Origin of the sequence: Rahnella variigena, assembly GCF_003610915.1 — a bacterium.
GTDB lineage: Bacteria > Pseudomonadota > Gammaproteobacteria > Enterobacterales > Enterobacteriaceae > Rahnella > Rahnella variigena.
In genome coordinates this window covers 493,701-517,213 of the sequence record NZ_NSDJ01000002.1, presented here as the reverse complement: position 1 = coordinate 517,213, position 23,513 = coordinate 493,701, and the positions used below count along the sequence as shown (strand labels likewise).

22 protein-coding genes are annotated in these 23,513 nt (G+C 46.5%); 1 reads left to right on the top strand and 21 read right to left on the bottom strand.

Annotated elements, in window-relative coordinates:
• Nucleotides 1–22: 22 nt before the first annotated feature.
• The 9 genes from CKQ54_RS24265 to tssF all read right to left on the bottom strand — a co-directional run bounded on the left by CKQ54_RS24265 (nt 23) and on the right by tssF (nt 8,044).
• A complete protein-coding gene (locus tag CKQ54_RS24265; RefSeq protein WP_120163416.1) occupies nt 23–493 on the bottom strand; it encodes a hypothetical protein in 471 nt (156 codons plus the stop codon).
• 59 nt (nt 494–552) lie between these two features.
• Nucleotides 553–1,374 (bottom strand): DUF2145 domain-containing protein, encoded by an 822-nt coding sequence (locus CKQ54_RS24260; RefSeq protein ID WP_147412501.1) that lies wholly within the window; start codon nt 1,372–1,374, stop codon nt 553–555.
• Entirely contained in the window at nt 1,371–1,808 is a 438-nt protein-coding gene (locus tag CKQ54_RS24255; RefSeq protein WP_120163354.1) for an STM0539 family protein, read from the bottom strand. The genes CKQ54_RS24260 and CKQ54_RS24255 overlap by 4 nt, the downstream gene beginning before the upstream one ends.
• 39 nt (nt 1,809–1,847) lie before the next feature.
• Nucleotides 1,848–3,227, bottom strand: coding sequence for a VasL domain-containing protein (locus CKQ54_RS24250; RefSeq protein WP_120163353.1), 1,380 nt, complete (start codon nt 3,225–3,227; stop codon nt 1,848–1,850).
• Nucleotides 3,228–3,309: 82 nt separating this feature from the next.
• Nucleotides 3,310–4,119 carry a lysozyme inhibitor LprI family protein gene (locus CKQ54_RS24245; protein ID WP_120163415.1) on the bottom strand — a complete coding sequence of 270 codons (810 nt, stop codon included), beginning with the start codon at nt 4,117–4,119 and terminating at the stop codon, nt 3,310–3,312.
• A 161-nt stretch (nt 4,120–4,280) separates the two neighbouring features.
• Entirely contained in the window at nt 4,281–4,715 is a 435-nt protein-coding gene (gene tssE, locus CKQ54_RS24240) for a type VI secretion system baseplate subunit TssE (RefSeq protein ID WP_120163352.1), read from the bottom strand.
• Nucleotides 4,715–5,305: a type VI secretion system lipoprotein TssJ gene (gene tssJ / locus CKQ54_RS24235; protein ID WP_369964523.1), complete on the bottom strand. Its 591-nt coding sequence runs from the start codon at nt 5,303–5,305 to the stop codon at nt 4,715–4,717. The genes tssE and tssJ overlap by 1 nt, the downstream gene beginning before the upstream one ends.
• Nucleotides 5,226–6,317, bottom strand: coding sequence for a type VI secretion system baseplate subunit TssG (gene tssG, locus CKQ54_RS24230; RefSeq protein ID WP_120349715.1), 1,092 nt, complete (start codon nt 6,315–6,317; stop codon nt 5,226–5,228). Before tssG ends, tssJ begins: the two co-directional genes overlap by 80 nt.
• Nucleotides 6,281–8,044: a type VI secretion system baseplate subunit TssF gene (tssF, locus tag CKQ54_RS24225; RefSeq protein WP_120163350.1), complete on the bottom strand. Its 1,764-nt coding sequence runs from the start codon at nt 8,042–8,044 to the stop codon at nt 6,281–6,283. Before tssF ends, tssG begins: the two co-directional genes overlap by 37 nt.
• 174 nt (nt 8,045–8,218) lie before the next feature.
• On the opposite strand from tssF, the gene CKQ54_RS25465 reads away from it, so the two are divergent.
• A complete protein-coding gene (locus CKQ54_RS25465; RefSeq protein WP_147412499.1) occupies nt 8,219–8,404 on the top strand; it encodes a hypothetical protein in 186 nt (61 codons plus the stop codon).
• Nucleotides 8,405–8,672: 268 nt separating this feature from the next.
• On the opposite strand, the gene CKQ54_RS25630 is transcribed toward CKQ54_RS25465, so the two are convergent.
• From CKQ54_RS25630 to CKQ54_RS24160, 12 genes are all read right to left on the bottom strand, one after another.
• Entirely contained in the window at nt 8,673–9,110 is a 438-nt protein-coding gene (locus tag CKQ54_RS25630) for a hypothetical protein (RefSeq protein WP_167459686.1), read from the bottom strand.
• 548 nt (nt 9,111–9,658) lie between these two features.
• The gene (gene tsiR / locus CKQ54_RS24210; protein WP_120163348.1) at nt 9,659–10,129 is read right to left on the bottom strand and encodes an immunity protein TsiR; all 471 of its coding nucleotides are present in this window, start codon (nt 10,127–10,129) and stop codon (nt 9,659–9,661) included.
• 7 nt (nt 10,130–10,136) lie between these two features.
• Nucleotides 10,137–11,180 (bottom strand): polymorphic toxin type 44 domain-containing protein, encoded by a 1,044-nt coding sequence (locus tag CKQ54_RS24205; protein WP_120349713.1) that lies wholly within the window; start codon nt 11,178–11,180, stop codon nt 10,137–10,139.
• A 69-nt stretch (nt 11,181–11,249) separates the two neighbouring features.
• The gene (locus CKQ54_RS25910; protein WP_244220293.1) at nt 11,250–11,675 is read right to left on the bottom strand and encodes a hypothetical protein; all 426 of its coding nucleotides are present in this window, start codon (nt 11,673–11,675) and stop codon (nt 11,250–11,252) included.
• Nucleotides 11,675–12,865, bottom strand: a complete 1,191-nt coding sequence (locus tag CKQ54_RS24195) for a PAAR domain-containing protein (protein WP_425272823.1) — start codon at nt 12,863–12,865, stop codon at nt 11,675–11,677. The genes CKQ54_RS25910 and CKQ54_RS24195 overlap by 1 nt, the downstream gene beginning before the upstream one ends.
• 170 nt (nt 12,866–13,035) lie before the next feature.
• The gene (locus tag CKQ54_RS24190) at nt 13,036–13,452 is read right to left on the bottom strand and encodes a DUF1240 domain-containing protein (protein WP_120349712.1); all 417 of its coding nucleotides are present in this window, start codon (nt 13,450–13,452) and stop codon (nt 13,036–13,038) included.
• Between the two features lies 1 nt (nt 13,453).
• On the bottom strand, nt 13,454–14,710 hold the full coding sequence (locus CKQ54_RS24185) for a PAAR domain-containing protein (protein ID WP_120349711.1): 1,257 nt from the start codon (nt 14,708–14,710) through the stop codon (nt 13,454–13,456).
• A 22-nt stretch (nt 14,711–14,732) separates the two neighbouring features.
• Nucleotides 14,733–16,325 (bottom strand): type VI secretion system protein TssA, encoded by a 1,593-nt coding sequence (gene tssA / locus CKQ54_RS24180; RefSeq protein WP_120163833.1) that lies wholly within the window; start codon nt 16,323–16,325, stop codon nt 14,733–14,735.
• Nucleotides 16,325–19,750 (bottom strand): ImcF-related family protein, encoded by a 3,426-nt coding sequence (locus CKQ54_RS24175; RefSeq protein WP_120163832.1) that lies wholly within the window; start codon nt 19,748–19,750, stop codon nt 16,325–16,327. Before CKQ54_RS24175 ends, tssA begins: the two co-directional genes overlap by 1 nt.
• Nucleotides 19,747–20,979: a DUF92 domain-containing protein gene (locus CKQ54_RS24170; RefSeq protein WP_167459685.1), complete on the bottom strand. Its 1,233-nt coding sequence runs from the start codon at nt 20,977–20,979 to the stop codon at nt 19,747–19,749. The genes CKQ54_RS24175 and CKQ54_RS24170 overlap by 4 nt, the downstream gene beginning before the upstream one ends.
• Before the next feature lie 192 nt (nt 20,980–21,171).
• Nucleotides 21,172–21,918 (bottom strand): hypothetical protein, encoded by a 747-nt coding sequence (locus CKQ54_RS24165; RefSeq protein WP_120163830.1) that lies wholly within the window; start codon nt 21,916–21,918, stop codon nt 21,172–21,174.
• Nucleotides 21,915–23,507, bottom strand: a complete 1,593-nt coding sequence (locus tag CKQ54_RS24160; protein ID WP_167459684.1) for a LysM peptidoglycan-binding domain-containing protein — start codon at nt 23,505–23,507, stop codon at nt 21,915–21,917. Before CKQ54_RS24160 ends, CKQ54_RS24165 begins: the two co-directional genes overlap by 4 nt.
• Nucleotides 23,508–23,513 lie beyond the last annotated feature (6 nt).

The following is a 23,513-nucleotide window of genomic DNA, read 5'->3' as shown; positions in this document are numbered from 1 at the left end:
TGAGGAATGACGCCCGAAGGCGTCATGGTAATAAACGTTCTACCAGTTCGAAAAAGGCATCTTCGCCAAATGCGCCGCCCGGTCCGGTGAACGCATTGGCAGGGCGCCAGGTCCAGTGTCTGTTTTCACCTGCCTGCATAAATAACCGGCACAAGACAGTGACCCCGCCTTGCGTACATAGATTGGCTTCCACACAGCCTGTCACTCCTTGCCCGTATAAAAATACCGGCGTGAACTTAACTTTCCGGTCTTCATACTGCAGCTGAATACCCGGCACGCTGAACGATTTTCCTCCGATCAGGCATTCAACCAGTGAGACGCTGGTGCTCTCCACCCTGATGCCGGTGTCCGTCAGCCACTCTTCTATGTTTTCCTGAAGTTCGCTCATCCGCTGGCGGAACTCGGCGATATCCGCCTGACCTTTATTATCAAATGAGCCGCTGCGGGGCTGGCTGTCTTGCAGCTTTTTTAGAAACCGTTCTTTTGCTGACATACGTCCTCTGTAATTTAAAATGGCTGACGTCATCACACCTTCTGATGCTGTGATTCATTTCACTCAGGCAAAGTAAAAACACACACGTTCTGTTGCCACTTTCCGTGGTCACAATCAGAAATGGACTGGCTAAACTGACCCAGGAAACTAATTACACTGTCACCACTGCTAAAGCTTATTTTCCCCGCTTTAATTAGCGCTTCGGGCCTGTCATCGATAAAAATATTTTGCGAGGAAAGCGAGGCCAAAATACGCTCCGGCAGACTTGCTGAGATTTCGGAGGGTTGATACCCCTTTTGTTTTAACCATCGCTGAGCCTGCATCCGGGTGGATATATCGGGTTGATAGGTCTGAGCGAATGATTCCAGCAACCAGCCATTTGAGTTCTGGTAGTGCCAGAAATAGGGATAAGCCACCAAACTGTAACGGCTATCGTGAAGACGTTTTGCCTGCCGTGGCTCGCTGAGCATTACTTTTGCCCGTTTCTGGAGTTCAGGAGTGGGGCGCAGAATAGCAATCTGCTTCCCTGTCAGGTCGTCGCTTAAGAATTCATAAACCCCCTGAATATAGAGCGCCGAACGTGACGTATTACAGATATTCAGATTGTGTATCACCTGCCAGTTGCCGTCGGCCTTTTTACTGGCCCACGCCGCATGAGAATATTGAATATTGTATTTCCCCAAATCCTGTCCCTGACGTACCAGAATGACAATTTCATCTGAACGTGAATTCAGCTTGTTTTTTAAGGCAACAGCATTCGCCATGGTTTTTGAGACGTTACTTACCTCAGGCTGAATATCTGATTCACAGGCCGAGCTGGCAGCATAAGCGGGAAGGGCTAAACAACACATTAAGGAGAGGCTGTAACAGAGGGTTTTCACTGTTTTTCTGCCATCGGCACACTTGAGGACAACCCTTCATCACTGGCATTGCGCATATGGGCAACAGGTTTTCCTTCTTTCTTGAGCACTGCACCTTCTCCCTGCGGTGCTGGTTCAAGAGTAAGGTGATCCCCGGCTTTCAGTTTGGCATCCTGCGCCATTTTATCGGATAGTTTGAGTTTCACAGTTTTCGTATCAGGCGTTTCGGTTACCAGGGTGGCAGTCTTCTCTCCCTTGCTGTATTCCACGCTTTTAAGTACCAGCGCAGCGGGTAATAAAACCGGGGAGAGGATCAGACCGCTGACCACAACCGAACTTCCGGCGCTGGCCAACGTTCCGGATAACATATACACGGTTGAGCGTTCATCTGCATGGGCACATGTGCTGCCGGTCGTCAGTAAAGCGACCAGGGTGATGCTTAGAATTTTGTTCATAAGGAAACTCAGATTTAAAAACGCATCGGCTGATGCGTATCAGGGTTGAGGTTGGGCATGATCCGGGGTGGACGCCAGTAATGCATACCGGTTAAGCAATTGCGTGAACTGATTATCCGTTTGCATCACCATCTGCGGCGAAACATTCTTGTTCTGTTGTTTATCCTGCGCCAGTTTACGCAGCGATTCCTCCACCGGAGGTGAGCTGTTCAGCGCCTGCTGGATGGCAAATACGGAGGATTTCAGTTGCGAGACGGTCATATATTTACCGCGCTGCTCATCCAGCCCGTTTAATTTATCCGCCAGTTGCTGCAACTGGGTATTGGCCTGGTTCCAGCCATCGAGATTTTCCAGCGGAACCGCGCTGGCGTTCATATGCTGTGACCAGTTTTTTGCCAGCTGCTGAGTCGCCGGGTTATCCGGCAACAGCGTTTGTGTCTGTTTGACCAGTTGCGTTCCGGAGTCCAGTGCCCAGCGAGGAGAGAGTTTTGCCAGCTGGTCGACCTGTTTTTGCATCGCTGCAATCAGCGCGGGTGCTTCACGGTTGAGCATATCCGCCTGCTGAGATTTCAGCGTTTCCAGTGCCTGCGGGCTAAGGGGTTTCGGGAGAACCGGCAGCATTGCGGTCAGTTGCATTGCGGCCTGCGGACGATAGAACGCATGGATGCCCGCCTGAAGACCAATGCCCGCCAGCGCCGTAATCGCCACACCTGCAATAAATCCCTTCCACTGGACTACGCGTTTTACCGGCGGCGGCGGGGCGATCACCACCTGGGATTCGGCGGCCTCAGCTTGCGTGACATACACCCATTGTTCTCTGGGCGCGTTTTCTAACTGAGTTTCTGCCTGAACTCCCGCGGCGGGCAGCACTACGGCCGCATCGGTAGCGGCGTGCATATTTTCCAGACGGACGGCGGCTCCGTGCATAAACGTGCCTAATGCGTCGAACTGGCTGGCGTGTTTCAGTTCCAGACGTTGCAGCACATCGCACAACGAAGTGATCAGCTTTTCCGCCTGATAAATCGCAGGTAGATCGCGATACTCCAGCGTCATGGTACGCAGCGACTGCTGCAGGCGCTGGCTCAGACCGGTCAGAATTTCCATCCGCGCATGCACCGGCAATGGCCACAGCGCGGACCACTGACGGGAGATTAACGCCTCAAGGATCGCCAGACCTTCATTGAGACCCGTCAGGCCAATAAGCTGAGTTCTGGCCTGGGTATACCATGACGCAGTTTGCAGCTCTATGCCGTTTTGCTGAAACAGGTTCAGACACAGCTGTTCTACCTTTTTCCAGTCAACGTCGGGACGGGCCGGATGCGTCAGTTTACTCAGTTCTTCGCGCAAACCGGCGTAATCAGCCAGCGCACGCGGATCGCCACCGGTGCGCAATTGGCGGTTTTTTTCTTGGGTCATCATCTTGTCTTACCTGAGAAAGCGTTATTTGGCAGTGAAGTTTGTGCACCCGACTCTCTGGGTGCACAATGACTAACATGGTAAATTAATAATTATCCCCACCTAAAAATTCGATGCGTTCATTCGTCATTTTTGTCTGACAATCATAAGTATTAATCCTGTTTTGAATCGGCGTAATTTCCATATCCGCATCAGATAATTTTCCGCATTTAAGCGCTTTTTCATTCACCCAGGCTTGTTGTGATTTCTTCATGGAAGTTTTAATCGAGTCCGGGAGGCTTTTCCAGATATCATTCAAGTTTCTGTCGCTTCTCGCATAATTATTTTTTGAACTGGATAATTTTACGGTGAATTTGGAAGTGATGATATAATCTTTATTCACTGCGAGCGTGGACATTTGATATAAAGAATTCTGAATGTAATTAATTCTGCTTACTGATATATCTTTTTTGTTATCTGCCAGGCTGAGACTGTAGGGATAATTACTCCACACAACCTTGCCATTATTCATTTTCCCATTATCTGAAATGATACTGGACAGATACTCCGGATTGTTTTTTAACACTTCAAGGGTTTCTGGTGGAAGTTGTGCCGCTATTGTTGCACTGCAATTCAGCGTTCCGTCGGTTGTTGATGTGGTTGAGACATTTGAAATCGTCATGGGTATTGAATCTATTTTACTCTGAAATTCCTGAATGTCTTTTTTATGGAATGTCTCAGGACTGGTAATGTAATCGTTCTGCAGTTTCGCTCCTGCTTCACTTTTGATGTAGTCCTGAACAGCTTTGACAGCATCCTCTCTGCCACATTTGAAATCTTCGCCTCCAAATAGCCCCGCTTGTGCGCTTAAAGAAAATAATGAGGCGGTGGTCAGTAAAAAAATACCTTTAAACATATATAAAAACCCTTTATTAATTAAAATGACCAGACATTGCGCCTGGTTAGCTTTTCCATGCATATCATCTGTTTTATTTAGAGGCTATTTCATGATCTTGGGTTACTCCTCCCTGTTGACATTAAATTTTAAAAAACAGGAATTAAAATATTTTAAATTTGTCACACGTAATTCTGTTGTTTCATATGACGCATCAGCACGCGGCCTTCCGGCATAAACTCTGTTCCGAAACGCACCAGCCCGAGGTCTTTCAGTTCAGCGTCGATGGCATATTCGAGGTGCCCAGGCCTGGACTGAGGCAGCAATATCACATTGATTTTTCTCAGGCGGGGTTCGTATTTGAGTAACGTGCCGGAAAGTGTGGTCAGCAGCGAGTGCGCCGTGCCGGGCATCCCTTGCAGGATTTTGCTCATGTCCGGCAAGCCATAATCGGGCAGGTGCGTAAGCGTGCCCGCGCGACAGTTAAGAATGCGCTGCATGTTATCAAGCACAGAGAGGATCACCTGATTCTCTTCGCTGACGTTGTGCAGATCGAGGCCGCCGGCAAAGTTGCCGAGCAGCATTTCGTAAAGTGAGGGTGAGCGTGAGTTGGGCATCAGTCTTTCACCGGTTGCAGCGTCAGACCATTATTTCCAAGCTCGATAACACGCGCTTTATCCGGATCCAGTTCTTCCCTTTTCATAACCAGCCGCCACTGATTTTTATCCATATCCGGATGACGGAATAACCCGACGACAGCGACAAATTTGGCATCCTTTTCCATTGGCATATCCAGTGACATGGCTGTGCCCGGCTTAATCACCACATTACGGCTGGCCAGCAAGTCATCTTTCAGCGCGTCATCGCCTTCTCCCGCCAGCTGCTGATAAACCGTTTTCTGGAAGTTTTTATCATCACGTAATTGATAAACGCGCACCAGCACCGGCTGTGAGGAAGAACTCGCCTCAGAGGCATCGGTATTGAGGGCTTCACGGGCAGTGAAATCCAAATGTAAGTCTTTTATTTGCTTGTAGAAAATAGATTTGGTTGCAGAGACGGTGCCGTCTGTCACTGCCTGAGTCAGCCCGCAGCCGCTCAATAACAGGACCAGTGCAGGCAGGCAGAATTTATTTTTCCAGGCGGTATTTAATAACACGTCGCGTTCCTTCTTGATGCGTTTGAGGCGCCAGTCCACAGTAGTGACCAAGCTCCACGGTAAAGTATTCAGGGATATCGTCAGATGCGCCGCCTTCTTCCAGACCCAACACACCGGTCAGCCCAAGTCTGAAAGGAACGTCACCAAGCACAGGAGCCGGTAACAGCCGGACAGGGACAGTCAGCTGGATACGGGCTTTATAACGCCAGCCGAGATAAACACGAAGTAACACCAAAAAATCAGCATAAATCGGTCCGTCGGGCAGCCATTCCTCTGCTTCATCCGCGTTTTCGGTATACAGCGAAATCAGTAACTGACTGTTGGCGTCAGTACCTTCGTCGCCCATTACGGTATCGCCATCCAGCCAGTTAGCGCCTTCACCAGCGAATGCCATCGGAGAGGTAATGGGTACTGAGCGCAGGCAATGCGGAGTCACTTCCGTGCGGGTAAATGGTGCCAGTAAACGCACCAGCGCCTGCACCCCCTCCGCCGTTCTCCCCGGCTGACGCATTACCCCGAGAAGTGCCAGAAACCTCGAGGCAGGCGTTGCGAAATGCCGTTGTGTGCCGGGAATACCCATGCCAATCAGACCCAGCAGACTTTGAGATGTACTGTCTTTACCACCTGGTTCAAACGTCGCGGGATAAGAGTATTTTCGCCAGATGCGATAAAACTGAGTCATGATGCGGTGGTTGAAAATGTCGAGGAAACCTTCGAGTACTTCATGTCCTTCACGCTGCTGGGTGATGTCGTCGATATAGGCCGTCGGCAGCGGGGCATCTACGCCGTATAACCCCATAAAGGTGGTGCGAACGGTCAGCGGCGCGTCCGGATGATGTTCATCCTTTTCCAGCGCTTTCAGCTCACTGACCGGGAAACCCATCCCAGGATGTGGCCGGAAACGCACCGGATCATCTGCCGGATTGCTGGTGCTTCCCAACTGCGGTCCATCCGGTTGGTGTTTTTCCAGAAGCTGACAGAAGCGGTAGAAGTTAATCCGACTGATGTCCCGCTTAAGCCTGGCACTTAGCCGGGAATGCGGGGCTGGTGATTCTCTTCCCATTCCAGACGTTCTCCTGTCGGTTGCAGTATCAGGGTAAGGCGGTTAAACAGATGGATATCGGTATACAGTGCGAAGAAGCGGCTGAGCATTTCGCCAAACAGGCAAATATCGCCTCTGCCGGCAAATCCATTGCTGTCGAGCGTGATTTCAATGTGTACACCGCGCAGCAGATAGCCGCGTTCAAAACGCTCGATTTCGCTGTGCCGGACATCGGCAATCGCTTCAAGACGGCGGCGGTTCATCTCACTTTCTGTCCAGTCATACAGTGCCAGCGTCCCGCGTAAGACTTCGGCGTTGTCCATCATCCACAGAAAACTGCTGCCCAGATGGCTGAGTACCCGCCAGTGAAAACGGTCACGGTTCGGCGGATAGCACGGCATGGTCGGTACGGACAAATTGCGTACGCGAACGTTCGCGCTGGTGGTTTTGACTGTGGTATCCAGTACGGTACTTTGCAGTGATTTACGCGGTAACTGGCCGTTGGTGCCGGTCAGGCTCAGGGACAAATTTTCGTTTTCCGGCACGGTATGATTATCGAAAGCTTCGCCACCCAGCACCAGCCAGGTATCGTGCAGTCCGGACGGACCGCGCCTGACGCGGGTGTGGTAGTAATATTCCGGCGCATCGTGACGCAACATGCCACCCTTGTGGCGGAAACTGGTGAAGGGCACATACACCTGATGGCCGGAATGCTTGGACGAAATAACCGAATCGACTGAGTAAATTTCGGTATAACCGTCCTGAACACGCATAGGTCTTAGCAGATATTCTGTCTGCAACGATGACAGTGTTAAAGGATCGGACTCGAGCGCAAAGAGGTTAATGACCGGCACACAGTTCAACCGAAGATGCTTCTCTGAGAACGAAAAATCGTGTTCCCAGCGATTCTCCAGCACGACATCTATTTCAAACCAGCTCAGCTCAGCCGGTAAGGCAACTGTCTCCAGTCCTTTGAGCGCGACGAACATAAATTTCTCGCGGAAGGTGAAGTATTCTAGCAGTAACTGATAACCACTAAACGCACTCTCACCTTTTGGCCACAGCGTATCTGTTTCACCAAATCCCTGCGGGGCAAAGAATCCTTCCAGCGGATGACGATCGGCCTGACCGGGCAAACGTACCCAAAGTCTGGCGGTATTCAGCGTCAGAGCTTCATGCAGGGCACAGGCCAGTGGCGCATCGGCATCAAAATAGAGCGGAATATGGCTCAGATTGATTTTGCTCCAGTCTGCCAGTGCACCGCAGTTGAAACGCATTCGGATCACCGAGCGACCATCGGGTTCGGTATCCAGCACAGCACGTTGCAGCGAAAGGGGCAGCAATTCGATGTCCTGAGTGGTGGTATAGCGGCAGCGCGTAGCCCGCTCGCCGATAGGGCGCGACAACACTTCAAATCCTTTTGTCATCACCATCCGTTCTTTCATACCCTGCCAGTCAGGTGCGAATTCCACAATGGAAAGGGAAGGGATGGTGCGCAGGTAGTGCGGCCACAGCAGGCTGACTAATCCCTCGGTCAGTTCCGGAAGGTCATCATCGAGCTTTTCACGCAGACGCCCCATCAGGAAGGCAAAACCTTCAAACAGACGTTCGACATAAGGGTCACGGGCACCGGCTTTATCCAAATTAAGTCCGGCAGCGCGGTCAGGGTGCGCGCGGGCAAATTCTTCGCCCGCCTCGCGTAAATAACGCATTTCAGCGTCAAAATAACGCAGGGTTAAATCGTCCATATTTTTCTTTTCATTAAGGTGAGTGAGCTGAACGGGATGGCATTAATTATGGCATAGCGATTCATCTAGTACATATTGGGTTGCCATGCCCGGAGTCCAGCCCAGAGGAATGCCTTGACATTGAATATACCCTCGATTACTCAAATCATATTTACATGTAAATAAAATAAAGTTGTGAAAATTAATATTACAACCAACGAAATTATCGAGAATAGCATTAACTTCCTCCCACGCTCGATAGATATTTGTTTTCCATGGGCAATAACAGGAATGACCATCAATAAAAAAGGGATGATTACTAATGGTGAAAATGCCGCAAAAAAACTCCACGCAGAAAAAGTAACGACAGGGGGGTTATGAAAATATTTGGATATAGATTCAAAAGCGAAGAGGGATATCGTTAATGATAACAGACAGAAAAAAACAAATCCTAAAAATGCTAGAAATCTATGTTTAAGGTCATACATGATTAATACATCCGTGGTGTAACATCGTTAATAGATGAGCGTAAATATTCAACCACTTGATTCCCTATAAATTCCACGCCTTTATTTAGCATTTTATCTGCGTACATAGAGCCCAAATGCCAAACTCCTTTTTGCATCTTCCTTGCCTCCCAAACTAACTCTTACTGCGCTGATTCTATATACTTAATTACTTTGTCAGTTATTTCGAATTTTTCATCCATCATATTAAGTATCCAAGCTGTTCCAAAACCAAAACCAAAACCAAAACCAAAACCAAAACCAAAACCAAAACCAAAAACAACGACAACAACCAAAGGCCCTATGATAAAAGGTGTCATTGAAATGACTGCACCAGCGCCCCAAACTACAGCAGAAACAATACCAACCTTTACAACATCAGTGGCAAGACTACCAATAAACGTTGCTAAAGTTGCTTGGTCATTTAAAATATAATCAACAGTTCTATATGCAGCAGCAACATATATAGTTAGCCTTGCACCTTCGATTACTGATTTCGCCAATCCATACTTTCCGATGCCAATGTCTACAATCTTAGGTTTTTTTAATACACATACCGGTGCATTTAGTATTTTACGCACACCTGGATAACCAGATATCTTGATAAGCTCAGTTCCTTTTTCATTCGCAAAGGTCGTGGCTTTGATACCAAAACTACCAAGTTTGGCTATCAGAGTTGATGTATTTCTTGCATCTCGTCCATTTAGACCATAGTCACAATGATTTGTCCTAGACTAGACTGAGTAATATCTACCCATTCTTTTTTAAAGATATTCCAACTAGCCAGTATTTCATACCCTTCTTCAGGGGTAAGTAGCATCACATCCTGATTTCGGGCTTCAAGCATTGCCCGGATGCGATCGCCGGGTAACGTATGCGTATTAATCAATATAGTCGCATGATAATCAGGTACATAGCCTGAGTCTTTTTTTCCCCAGTCACATAGGACGACAGCACTGGTTGTTTCGTTTCGGCAGGGTTTTTAGTTTCTGTTGATGAACTTCCTGAGAAGTCATATGCATCATTCACCATCGAAGGAACAAATCTAGCCTGGCGGGGGCAACTGCTTTTGCTGTGCGTGTGGTTATGTGACTTATTATATTTCAGATGGGTGGGTATAAGCCTGCAATTACTTCAAATACCCTTCAGGTAACTGCTGCCAGTTATCGTTAGATGTTAATTCAATGAACTTAAAGCAAAAATAACGAGGGGTGTGCTCCAGGATATCTTCATGTCGTGCTATTGCTATTTTAGCCGCGCAATGACCTTTTGATTTCTTAATGTCAAAGGTTTTGTAACCACCTATTTTTTCCGAGTTAACCACCCCGTTGACTTTCCATCCTAAGTGAATCTGCCCATTATCTGTAATTAAGTCGGAAAGTGATAGTGGTATGTGAAGAGAATCACCAGCGAGTAATTTTTTGGGGTGATTAGCTGATTTTGCCTCACTTACATCAGGTTCAATACCGAGTCTACCAACACTGAAATACACAAAAATCGCGTGGCCCGTATTGTTTGTTACAACAATATTGGGCTTTCCGTACTGTATGAGTGCGAAAATTGCCGCTACAGTAAATAACAAATATATTTTATTTTTCATTTTAACCTTATGGAAAAGGTATGTATTCCGGATTCTCGCTATTCCAACACCAATGAGTAGATCGAGACTCTGCGAGTTGGCTATCTGACGCAAACTCTAATGCATCTAGGATATTTTGGGTTGTTAGGCTTTCGGCGAACTTCCCATGTTCTTTGAAAAGAGCAAATCCGATCCGCATACTGGTAACGTCATCAATAGTATCATTGCCCATAGCTCCTGGGGTCATATTCTGCTCCCAGGAAGAACCGTTCAAAAGAAGCGATTCGCTAAATCCAACGCTGAGCCCTACAAATCCATAGTGGATATTTGACCAGACATCAAGATAGTAATCATGCCTTTTATATTTGTGGTAATACGACTTAGACAACTGTCCGCTTTCAAGGGGGCGAGTAACGGCATTATTGAGGAATTTTTGCCGTATAATCTGTTTGTGATCCCATATCGCTCCTGTTTTAACCTTCGGGTACCATAAGGCCATCGCTAATAATAGCTCTTGTTGTGGAGGCGGGGTCAGTTTCACATAAAATGGTAACTCATCCCATACTTGTCTCCTTTGATTCAGTGTTTCTTCGTCAATGAAATATCTAATTTGATTAGCTGTTTCGCATCTAACATTTCTTTTGATCTCATCAAGTATATAGTTAGCTACGCTTATTGCCCCGTCATTATGCTGACAAACTATTTTTGGCTTCTCTTCATTTTTATGATTTCTATTATCTAATACTTTATTACTATTATCCGTCGTGCTTTTTGACACCCCTGTATTTGTTGGAGAAAAATCATATGCATCATTCACCATCGACGGAACAAATCTAGCCTGACAGGGGCAACTGCTTTTGCTGTGCAACGATCCGGCAAATTTTCGGCCCATTATGGAATCTCCCGGAATATGCCCGATGATCTTATAAATTCCGGGATGCTGACCACAGGTAACGGGTTCCTGCTCACGGGCAACGGGTTTGCCCATGATGGTATGAGTGGGTTCACCGCCGAGGATTTTTCCTCCGCAGGTGGTTTTATCGCCCAAAACTAAGTAATAACCTTTTGCCATAGTGATAATCCTTTAAGGAGAGGCAATCATCATTAAATGATTGAATAGAAATCAACAGGCAATATTTTATTATAAACAATAACTTTTATTAAGTGCATATTTAGTTGCCATCCCTGGTGTCCAGCCTGATGGAGTTCCCTTACACTCTATATACCCTCTGTTTTCTAGACTTTTTTTATCTATCATAGAAAATGAAGTGATTCCTATTAAAGTTACTAATAAAAAAAACAATGAAATTCTTATAAGTATCGAGCCAGATTTCGTAGAAATGCTTTTACCTTTAGTGAACACAGGGAGTAACATTAATGCATACGGCATGAAGAAAAGAGGGAAGCAAATGGCGAAGATAGACCACATTGAATAAATGACAACAGAATTATATTTTTGATATGAGGATAGCAAATAAAATCCAGCATAAAAAACAGAGAAAGATAATCCAGAGAAAAGTAAAAAGCCCAAAAAAGAAGAGAAGCGTTGTTTCGTATTATATATCATCAATAAATCCTCGGTGTTATGTCGGCAATTGAATTTCTCAAATACTTCATGACTTCGGATTCGATAACTTCTACACCTTTTTCCAGCATTTTATCTGCAAACATGGCGCCTAAATCCCACAAGCCTTGTTCCATATCCTTGCACTTACTTCTAGCTGTTTCAACAAACTCTTGCTGAGCAGCTGTAAGGTATGCCACCACTTTATCAGTTACACCAAACTCGCTATCTAATATGTTTAAGATAATTGCTATTCCTAGCCCGCCTAACACTACAACTCCTAAGGGCACTGCAACGACAGGAACAAATGCAACCAATACCTCACCAATGCCCCAGATAATTGTTGTATTAATTGCTAACTTCGCTACGTCAGTAGCTAAATTACCTATGAACATTGCCAGAGTTGTCTGATCATTCAAAATAAAATCTACAGTGCGATATACCGTTATAAATATAAATGCAATGGTGGCACCTTCTATCATTGCACCTCTTAATCCATATTTCTCTATACCTGCTTTAAGTATTTGTGGGTTACGAAGGGAAAATACAGGGGCATTTAATATCTTACGAATCCCCGCATAGCCTGATATTTTAATCAGTTCAGTGCCTTTTTCATTTACGAATTTTGTTGCAGTGATGCCAAGGCTACCTAACTTCGCTATTACGACTGATGTATTGACTATGTCTCTAACATTTAATCCGTAGTTTACAATAATCTTCCCCGGCCCTGATTGAGTAATACTAACCCAGCCAGTTTTAACAGCGTGCCATGCGCCAAGCACATCAAAGCATTCTGCTAAGGTAAGAAGCATCACAGTAGTACTATTGGCCTGTAACAAGTCACGAATGCGATTATCTGGGCTAGGATATGTATTAATCAATGCAGTCGCAGGATAATCAGGTACATAGCCTGAGTCTGTTTTTTCCCCAGTCACATAGGACGACAATACCGGCTGTTTGGCCTGATCTGCTGTGGTTTTATTTTGAGCCTCGCCTGTCCTGGTTTCATATGTTTTTATTGTTATCGAAGGAATAAGGCGTGCCTGGCATGGGCAGCTGCTTTTATTGTACGTTGTGCCGGCGAATTTACGGCCATTAACCAAATCAGACGGAATGGCTCCAACCACGGCAAACATGCCCGGATTCAGACCGCAGGTCACAGGTTCCTGCTCGCGTACAACCGGTTTGCCCATCAGTGTGTGTCTGGGATCGCCGCTGAGGATTTTCCTCCGCAGGTGGTTTTATCGCCCAAAACTAAGTAATAACCTTTTGCCATTGTGATAATCCTTTATTGAGATAAATCCATACTAAATGGAGAAAGACAACGGGCTTTATGTATTTCAAATAATATTCGGCATTTAATTTACTTTCTACATAAGTCGCCACTAAACGCATACTTTGTAGCTGTCCCAGGCATCCAGCCTGATGGAATGCCTGGACATGAAATGTATCCTTTATTCTTTAATACAGAGACATACCCAAGTGATAAAGATATGGATAAAAATAATGAAAAAACACAAAGGCATTTGAAAAATGGCATTAATTTTTCCATCTTCTTTATCGCTATTTTTTCTTCATATATGCATTCTAAAATAAACCAATAAATTGGGAGTGTGAAAATAAGAGGAATGCAAACCAAGCTTGTGGACATCCAGGAAAAAGTGATGACATGATTAAAATCAAGATAGTTATCCATTTCAATAACCCAAAAATAAACCGATAACAAAAATATGCTTGATAAAAAAAATAATGATAAAATACTTCTTGTTTTTCTTTTCATATCAATATTTCCTGTAATATATTTCTTCAAGAGTATTTCTTAAGTATTTTTTAATTTCCAATTCTATCACTGCTTTGCCTTTTATAAGCATATCATCGGCAAACATAGCTCCTAAATCCCAAATGCCCTTTTCCATTTCTCGTGCTTTCTCGACAAATTCTTGTTGAGCATGTTCGATGTATTCAACAGTATGGTCCGTTATCCCAAATTTACTATCGAGTTGATTTAAGCCCCATGCGGCTAAAAATCCAACACCTACAACAATTGCTAAATTTAGAACTATAAATGGAGTTACAACAACAGCTCCTGCTATAAATGAAACGGTAGATACAATGCCTATTTTAATTACATCAGTTGCAAGAGAACCTATGAATGTAGAAAGGGTGGTTTCATCATTTAAAATATAATCAAGAGTTCTGTATGCTGCAGCAACATAAAAAGTAACTCTGGCACCTTCTATAATCGATTTTGTAACTCCAAATCTTCCGATCCCTAAGTCTACAATTTTAGGATTCTTAACGGCAAAAACTGGGGCATTCAAAATCTTCCTGACACCGGGATAGCCACTTATTTTAATCAATTCAGTACCCTTAGAATTAGTAAAATTTGTTGCTTTAATACCAAAGCTACCCAGTTTAGAAATAATCATTGAAGTAGTGACCACGTCCTTCACATTTGTACCATAGTTGACTATGAATGACCCCGGTGCAGATTGCGTGATCGTAATCCATCCATCCTTAAATGTTCCCCATGAGCTAAGTACTTCAATACATTCCTCAGGTGTTAGCAGAGCAATATCTTGATTATTCGATTGTAACAATGCTCGAAGTTTCATGTCCGGAAAATTGTTCGTATTGATCAATGCGGTGGCCGGATAATCAGGAACAAATCCCGACGCCGTGGTTTCGCCAGTGACGTATGAGGACAACATGGGTTGTTTCGTTTCAGCAGAACTTTTTGTTTCTGCTGATGAACTTCCTGAGAAGTCATATGAATCATTCACCATCGACGGAACAAATCTAGCCTGACAGGGGCAACTGCATTTGCTGTGCAACGATCCAGCAAATTTTCGGCCCATTATGGAATCTCCCGGAATATGCCCGATGATCTTATAAATTCCGGGATGCTGACCACAGGTAACGGGTTCCTGCTCACGGGCAACAGGTTTGCCCATGATGGTATGAGTGGGTTCACCGCCGAGGATTTTTCCTCCGCAGGTGGTTTTATCGCCCAAAACTAAGTAATAACCTTTTGCCATAGTGATAATCCTTTATTGACTATTAACCACATAATACAGCGGCGCGGGCAGGGTCGATGGCTATCAGTGCGCTGAGTAAAATATCCATGTCACTCAGCATCCGGTTTTTATCTCCGTCGCCTCGTTGCGATTTCATCCGCAGTAATTTCAGCCGGCGGGCTTTGACTTCAAATACCAGCCCCGGCTCCCACTGCGGCAACGTGAGTGACAGGCTGTCAGCATCGAGGCTGCCGAGGAGATGCAGCGCCATATCATTTTTACCGTACTGCTCCGAAACCCGCGCCATCACTAAGCGCAACAGCCACTGGTGGCGGGCGGTGTGGATGCCCGGTCTGGTCTGCAACCAGGTCAGTGCATACTCCACACCGTCGCTGTCTGCCTGGGCAAGCGCTTCAGGCTCCAGCAGGAGAATGTCATCTTCACCGGAAGCAAGGGAGGCAGCGGGTTCATTTCCCCAACCCGAGACAGATTCCAGCACCTGCTGGTTAATCCAGCCTTGTGTGACTTCATCGGCAAACGGTGTGCCGTCGCTCCATGACAAACTTTCCAGACCCGGCAAACGGGTGAGAAACAGCGCAAGATCCTGTGTGATGCAGGATGCCCAGCCTTCATATGGCGCGCCTGCCTTAATCAGCGCCTGATGTAAATACCACTGCACGTCGAGCCAAAAATGGTTAACACCTTCACCAAACATGGATTCCGCCTGCTCCAGCAGTTCGACCCAACTCTGTTGCAAATACAATCGTTTAAGCTGAGCACGATATTCAGGGCGGGGCGGGAGCAAGCGGGTGCGGCCACTGGCATCCAGCGGCGGCAGTTCGTGAACGGTGTCCCAGCGCACACTCTTAATAAGATGATGGCCTGACAACCAACCTTGTGGCTGATCCCTCAGGTATTTTGCCAGCATTTTCGCCTGATCAAGCAGGTCCCTCCCTGACTGCACGGATCGCAAGGAAGGGGATAAACCACTGTTTTCTGACTGTGACGACGATGCACTGGTTTGCGGGACGACGGCGCTCATCCCGCCTGACTGAGCGAGGCGATTTTCAAGTGCGGCGTAGAGCGCCCCCAGTTCTGGTTTTGAGGAGTCATTCCAGTTGTTGACGGCCTGTTCAATTAGCGCCAGTGCGCCAATGATGCGCGCAAAATCTGTTTTATCGACTTCAGGATAAAGCGACAGACTGTCCAGTACGCGTGATCCCGCGATCCATTCCAGTGATGTCTTGCGGCTGTTTGCACGCAGAGGATGCAGGTTTTCCCCGTAGCGGGCAATCAGTCCGGCCAGAAGAGAAAGTCCGTCAGCCAGTCCGGCCTCACCGTCACGATGAAGACGCGCCCAGATGTAATAGGTGGCCACGCGGACGTCTTTACATTGGCTGGCGAGCAGTTTTTCTGCCAGTTCGCAGGTCAGGGTAGTATCCGCACCGGAGAGTTTGTTGACCTCTTCGCGCATTTGCTGGAAGTCATCGTCGTAACCCGGATCTTCGCCCGCGGGCTGATCCGGTGTAATTGGCTGCAACCATTTATCCCAAAGGGCAACCTGATTTTCTGCCTGAGATAAAAGATATTCAGGCTCTGCCGCGCAGGCGGTAAGCAGGGTGGTTAATGTGGTCATTACGGTTCCTCGGCGATTGCATCGGGATCAAAAGGTTGTTCGGACGCTGACGGACCAGCCTGAATCAGGAAAATCTGTGCTGGTAATGTGAAGTTACGCAGCTGCAACAGACCCAGCGGGCCTTTACCCAGTTCAGTGCGCAATATCCACTGCAGTTGTTGTTTATCTGACGTGGTGAATGTCAGCTGATAACGGCCTTCATCCAGCTTTTGTTGTTTAGCCTGTTCAAGCCAGCGGATAAGTCCCCAGGTCCCCTGATAATCACCGTATAACCGGGCACCGGCGGAGGTCGAGGTCCATGTCAGCATGGTGCCCGGCTTATAGGTATCGCCCGGCCAGCGGAAGCTTTGCCAGCTTTCCATCTGATTGAAGTAACGCAATTTTTGTCCATCGATCGAAAGATTCGTTTCGACAACATCAGGAACCGGACGGGCCAGCAATTCAAAGCGCATTCCCTGGCTGCCGTCGGTGAACAGGATGTCGGATATCTGGCTGAGCTGGTTGATCGCCGCCAGAAATGCCGGATTGAAGGTCAGACCCTGACTGTTCACTTTATCCGGCACCCAGTTTGTCCCTTCTTTGTGCAAGACACCGCTCAGCTCACGGGTCAGGAAGTTGTCGATACGGCCACTGTCTTTGCGAATAAACTCTGCCAGCATCGGAAGAGAAGCATCGCTTTTGCTGGCAGCAAACGGATAGCGTCCGTCGAAGGCGGATTTCCAGTTGTTAACAATGGCGTTTTTCCACTGGTCATTAAGGCTGGCCGAAGAGGGCTGTAATACGGCTTCCCATGCCTGTGTCAGTGGCTGTACAAACATGGTCTGGCCGAAACCGCTCCATTCTTCACCGAGGCTGGCAGCGATCAGGCTGCCATATTCCTGACTATCGGTCAGGTCTACGCTTTTACCCTGGAATACCGTTTGTGCCAGCACTTGCGTCATCTCCTGCGGGTCAGAGGCATTCGCCACCTGCTGAAGTTTCAGGCGCACGCGGGTAATACGGGTCAGCAACGTTTGCAGGCTGAGCGAACTGTCCGATGACAACATGTTTTGCGCACTGCCTTTTCCCATCAGGGCGAGCAGCGGACCAAAGGTTTCATCCAGAGGCCTGACAGGCCCGCTGGCGTGCTGATCAATAGCAGGTTGTGAATCTTTATTGATGAGTGCTTTGGCTGATTTCACCAGAGAATCTGACAGCGCTTCGTTTTGCTGTCCGGTTTGTCCCTGCCATGCCAGCGTGTTCATCAGGGCGATCAACGGGGACTGGCGTACGTCGCTCATCAACGAAAGCTGATCAATAACATCAGACAGATTTTTAGCTTCATTCCAGCGCAGACTATTGAGAAAATTCAGCCAGCTACCCGCAAAGTCTGTGAAATAGCGTTCAGTGAGGCGTTTCTTTAACGCTTCCGGTGAAATATCTTCAGAGATCGCCCGGCGGTTATCGCTCAACACCCAGTCAATTTCCTCGCGACGCGAAGATACCGCTTTGTCGATCGCCTCCTGGATTTGTTCATCCCAGGCTTTGCGCGTGAACATACCCGGTACCACTTCATCGCTTCTGAACAGACGCTGCGCATCTGTATCACCCGTCATATCCAGCAGTGTCATGTCTGCGTAATTGCGGCGGACTGAAAGCAGCATATTTTCATACAAAGTACTTTCAGCATTGCGCTGACCGATTTCACCCAGCAAAACCTGTCGCGACTGGGAAACCAGCGCCAGATCCGGCTTAATCTTCCAGTCTGGCTGCGTGCGCAGGTTGGCGGCATAAAACTGCCATAAGTCAGGAGCCAGACTCTGCCACAATCCCGGAGACACGCCGGGGCGTTGCGGTTCTGTCGTTTTCATGACCTGTGCGTAAAACGCGGCATCTGCTTTTTCCGGTCTGATCATCATCAGATATGCTTTAAGCTGGTCGTAGCCTGACTTTGCCAGCGCAGCACGTTTCGGGCTGTTGGCGGGAAGGCTGGCAAGTTCGTTGAGCTTATGTAGCAAAATTTCAGCTGCGGCATCGCGGATCAGGCGGTTATTAGCGCTGCCATATGATGGCAGCAGGGCTGTGAGCAGCTGCGCATTGTGGTCCAGACCAAAACGCTGATACCAAGGCGCACCCTCAGTAACGCGAGCCTGAAGACGACCGATATCATTGCGCAGTGTCTGCAAGGCAATTAATTGCTCATCGGAAACAGGCTGCGGTTTGGCGAGGTATTGCGTCTGCTCAGCGGCAGAGACCATCTGATGACGGTTCACAGCAAAGGACACTACGCTGCCAATGCCCCACAGGACGATCAGCGCGAGCACACCGTAGCAGAGCGTTTGCTCCCACGGCAGACCGACGCGACGACCGCGTGCAGACCGGCAGTCATCCAGCACGCTCTGCCAGCTTGCAGGCGGTGTCCAGGTTTTATCATGTACACCGGCAGAGACTGCTGAGGTCTGCGGCAAGCTGAACATCAGGCCGCGCATTGGAATGCGTGCGGCATAGTCAGCAGACCAGGGTGTAAGTATCTGACCCCAGCGGGCTGCACCAGACTCGCCTAACGACTGCGCCAGACGCAGCAGAAAATCGTGTGTCGGTTGGGTCAATACCTGCTGCATTCCCTGCTCGCGCATCAGGGGTATCAGCGATTTCAGCGTTCTTTCTACCGATTGTGAGGTGGCATTAGCCGGGAAAATAACCCCGACCGGCTGCTCGAAACGTTCATCCTGCGACCAGTCGCTTTCGCAAACCTGCCACAGATATACCGGCGCCTGATAACGCAATGCTTCGCCGGTTTTCTCAAGCGAGCGCAGACCGTCGTCCATCCACTGCGACGTTTTGCTTTGAGATTCGGTGACGGCCCAGAGAATGCCATCAAACGGACGGGTGCGACGCAATTTCCGCCATTCAGAAAGACGCGCATCGTCAGCAGCTTCATGCAGACTGCCACCGTGAATAAGCACGGTACGCTGACCTTCCAGCCAGCCCTGTTCTGCCAGTGTAGGTGCCAGGGCAGTGATTTCATTGGCCTCACCGACGATCATCAACAGGCGTACTTTATAACGCCAGAACAGACCGTAGCGGCGGCGCAGCCGAGCTTTGAGCTGGACTAACGCATTGTCAGATTTATCTTCTGACCTCATTGTTTTTTTTGGTAAAGGATTATCATCTCCCTGAGTTTGCTTAAGGATTTCATCAAAATGTTTTTTCCCCGCGAGCCTCGTGCCGAAAAATGACAGCAGTGCACAACATGTAAGTATGGCGGTCCCGACTATCAGACCGGTCAGCCAACGATCGCGCTCTGGCATCCCCTGAACTAAACCTATGTGTTCCGGATGCTGCCAGGCCAACCAGCAGAGAACAATACCGGCAACCAGAAACAACAGAACGACAGTCCAGAATCCAATTTCTGGTTTTTTAACTGGCAGGGAAATACGCTTCACGCTTTATTCTCCTTGTGAGAAGCGACAGGGGATACGACGGTACTCCAGACAGTGTCACTGTCTTGTTCGCCACTGAGAACCATATGTGGTAAGGGATGACGACTAATGGCCTGAGCAGCAGCGGCGATCGCAAGCCAGTGGCCGGTAATCCCGGGATCACCCATAAAGGAATTAAAATCATGTACTGATGAATCCTCAGTAATATTGAGTAGAGGAGGCTTTCCCTGAACCGCAATAGCACTATGATATGCATCTGTCTCCGGATGTATTTCAGTCATCCAGAGGTGTTGTATCGCATCAGGGGGCAAGAGAGCCCAGTCGGCGGATTGTAAAAGCCCCGCCTGCAATGGAATTTGCTGTGGCAAAGAGGACTCCGGTCGGTGTAATAATGCGAGCGGCAACAGTGTTTTCTGAGTCAGGCGATTTCCCAGTAAAAGACTCACGACAGATTCAGCACTCATTGCTGAACTCTTCGGCCCAATCTGTACGGCGATGACCAGCAGGAGTTCAGAACTTTTAATCCGGTGATCTAACCATTGGTCGATGACACCTAAACCATGACCAGACATGAAACAGAAAGGCTGACAGATTTCACGGGTCCGCCAGGCTCGCATCCAAATTTCCTGAACACGCTCTTTTGGCAACGAGCAGGAGGACTCGAATAAAATGGCCACAGGATTATCAGGCGGCAGAGAGGAAAACTGCTCAGCAAGATTGCTGAGCAGATGATCAAAAGACTTAGAAATAAGCGTTTCTTTTGACATGTCCTCAGTAACAGGAAGACGGCTATGACGAACACTGCTCTCGGCTTCCCACGACGCTTGGGGATACAGCTTGTTTTCATTATTGATTAACGCATCAGCCACCGTGATGAATTGCTCTTCATCACAATGCGCGGTAATACAATCGGCAGCCAAAACTTGTAACGCCCGGCGTCCGCGACGGACTTCTTGCAAAACGAACTGTTCGCGTCTTTTATCCCAGGCGTTGGCATGGATTTGCTGCATCATATATACCGTCAGGCGTAAGCCCAGGAGTACGACCCAAAACAGAAGCGGAATGCCAATGGCAAACCACCAAAAGGAGGTCTCGCCCACCAGTTTCCCCAGAAATCGCATGAGTAATATTCCCGATGCAATAAAGGCCGCCAATGCACCAAGCCAGCGTAATGCTCTCGGTGGGGCAGGGCGTAGTGACGGGGCAGGAATGCTTTGTAGATTGACAGGCATAGGAGGCTCGTTTGAGTATAAATTATATTAAATATTTATTGAGTGCTTGGAGTGACGATTTAATAAATCATGCCCTGATATATTGAAATAGATAAAGGCGATCAAGTATGTTTGAATGCTATAGTTCTTGATTTTTATTTAGTTGCACTTGCTTAAATTGGGAGGGGCAGGAGATGCCGGTATCATTTACTCTTACTCTTTTAATTTATTCGCAGCATCTTGCAAAACGTAATTCTGTAAACTAACACCCTCATTGCCAAAATAACATTTCACATCTTTTACTTTAATAGCAAAAAGACCCAGATCGACGATTTTATTCCATTTCCCATCGCTATTTTTCATCAAAATCACATCGTTGACATCTATTGCATTATCAGTTCTATTAATAAATCCAGTTTTTTCATCAAGACTAACACCACAAAAATAAGCAATAGAAGATGTTTTGCATAACCTGGTTACAATAAGCTGCTGATTTTTTTTGTCTCTGACAGCATCAAGTATATTTTTTCTTTCAGGTGTTCCTTTTTCTACGGATTTGCAGAAATCATTGGAGTTATTTAATTCAGATAAGAGTTTTTCTATCCCACCAGACAAATGACATACTGATTTAGTATTGTTCGATGCAAAGTGATTAAAATTAGCAATCTGTTTCCAACTACCCTCATCACTACGTTGCATAAGCATGTCATATACTGAAATAAACTCATTGTTTTTAAAATAATCGCCATTGTCATATAAAGGGATGCCACAAAAATAAGCATAACTATCAAAGTATTCAGTCTTAACTACTGAAAAATTGACACTACCTGAGTTGTTGTAATTATTTCTAACAGCGTTAATCAATGAGTTCCCTTGATAGTTGTTATCAGTGGTCGCAAGAGCACTTTCAGCTATAAAGGTATAAATCATTATTAATAAAATTTCAAATATATTTTTCATGACTCTCTCCCGTTGCTTATTTTATTTATATTTAAAGATGAATTCATCTCCTCAGCTGTTTTTTTATGGAGAGGCGCTGATGTTATTTCTGTTAAAGCTTGAGCTTCATACTGAACAGGAACAAAATATCCAACTAATCTTCGAGTGGTTCTATCAACAAAATTTATTTGATCATCTTGATTACCACCTAACACAATTACATTCCCGTTAACTATTTCTGATAAGGCATAAACAAAACAAACATGCCCACCCCCTTTTCTCGAATATACAGCTATCGCTCCGAAAATGGGCTGTTCGATCTTCTTAAAACGAGAATCACTTGAAAATGATAAAGCTTTAGCGGGTCGATTACTTTTTGGGAATCGCGGTTCGGAATTTATTAAGCAATAGTTAACAAAAGATGCGCACCAGGGATTGCTATCACCAGCTAAAGAATTCAAATTTACACTAACCTCCTTATGATAATTTATACCTAATGTAATCTCTTCTTCACGTTTACCAGCCCATCGTTTTGCTTCCTCTAAAGCGACTTTCATCCATGGAGCTTGCTCAACACTTGTACTAATATTTGCTTGCGGGTAACCAGCATCAGAACGTCCTGTCGATGCTTGTTGCTGATTACCTCGCGATGAATTACTTGATGGCGATGGTACAGTCTGAGGCAAACCTCTTCCATCAGGGATCTTCAACTCCTGGCCAACTGAAAGAATATTTACATTTTGGATCTTATTTAAATCAGCAATTCTCTTCACCGTTGTTTGTAGTTTTTTTGCAATCTTACTAAGGGTATCGCCTTTCTTTACATGGTATATAGCGGTAGACTTTTCACCTTGTTTGTGAAAGTCTGTTTTAGCTGCATAGCTACTGTTACTCCTCAAAAGAAGTATATTTTGACTGGTTTCTCCTATCTTTGATGAGTAAATTCTCTCATAGGCACCTCTGGCAGTGGTAGCAAAAATATCAAGCCTCCCTCTACTTGCCAAGTGGGCTACAACTGGTAATTCTCCATACTTGTTTGTGCTCCATTCATAAGTGCATTGATCAATAACCACCTTGAATTTCTCATTGGCAATAGGTTTGCTTCCGTCAGATAAAATAACACTGGTAGTAGGTACTTTATTTTCTCGCCGTGAGTCTTGATTGTTATAATATCCTTCCATTTTTTTGATTGCCTCCATTAATTTCACTAAAGAGACTTCTTCAAGATCTATTACATGCCTATCACCATCCAAACCAGATTCTTTCACAATAAATTTTGAATATTTTTCAGGATCATTATTATCAGTGGCTGGTGCAAATCTTTTAGCAACATTATTAATTTCCATGTCTTTATATACAGACTTTAATAATAATTTAAGCGCATTCCAGCCAACTTCCTCACTAGGGAAAATCATAAATCTCCCACTTTTAGTGTCCCCTATGCCTATTTTTAATGAATTACATACAGAAGTCTTTGAAGGGCGAATATTCCCAGGGTTAAAGAATCTCCAGCAGATGGTACCTCCTGAGCGTAGGTAGTGCGTACCGTCCTCTGCAATATACTCGACTGTTAATAATTTCTTGTCGTGTGTCGCACTAACATATTTCATAAGATC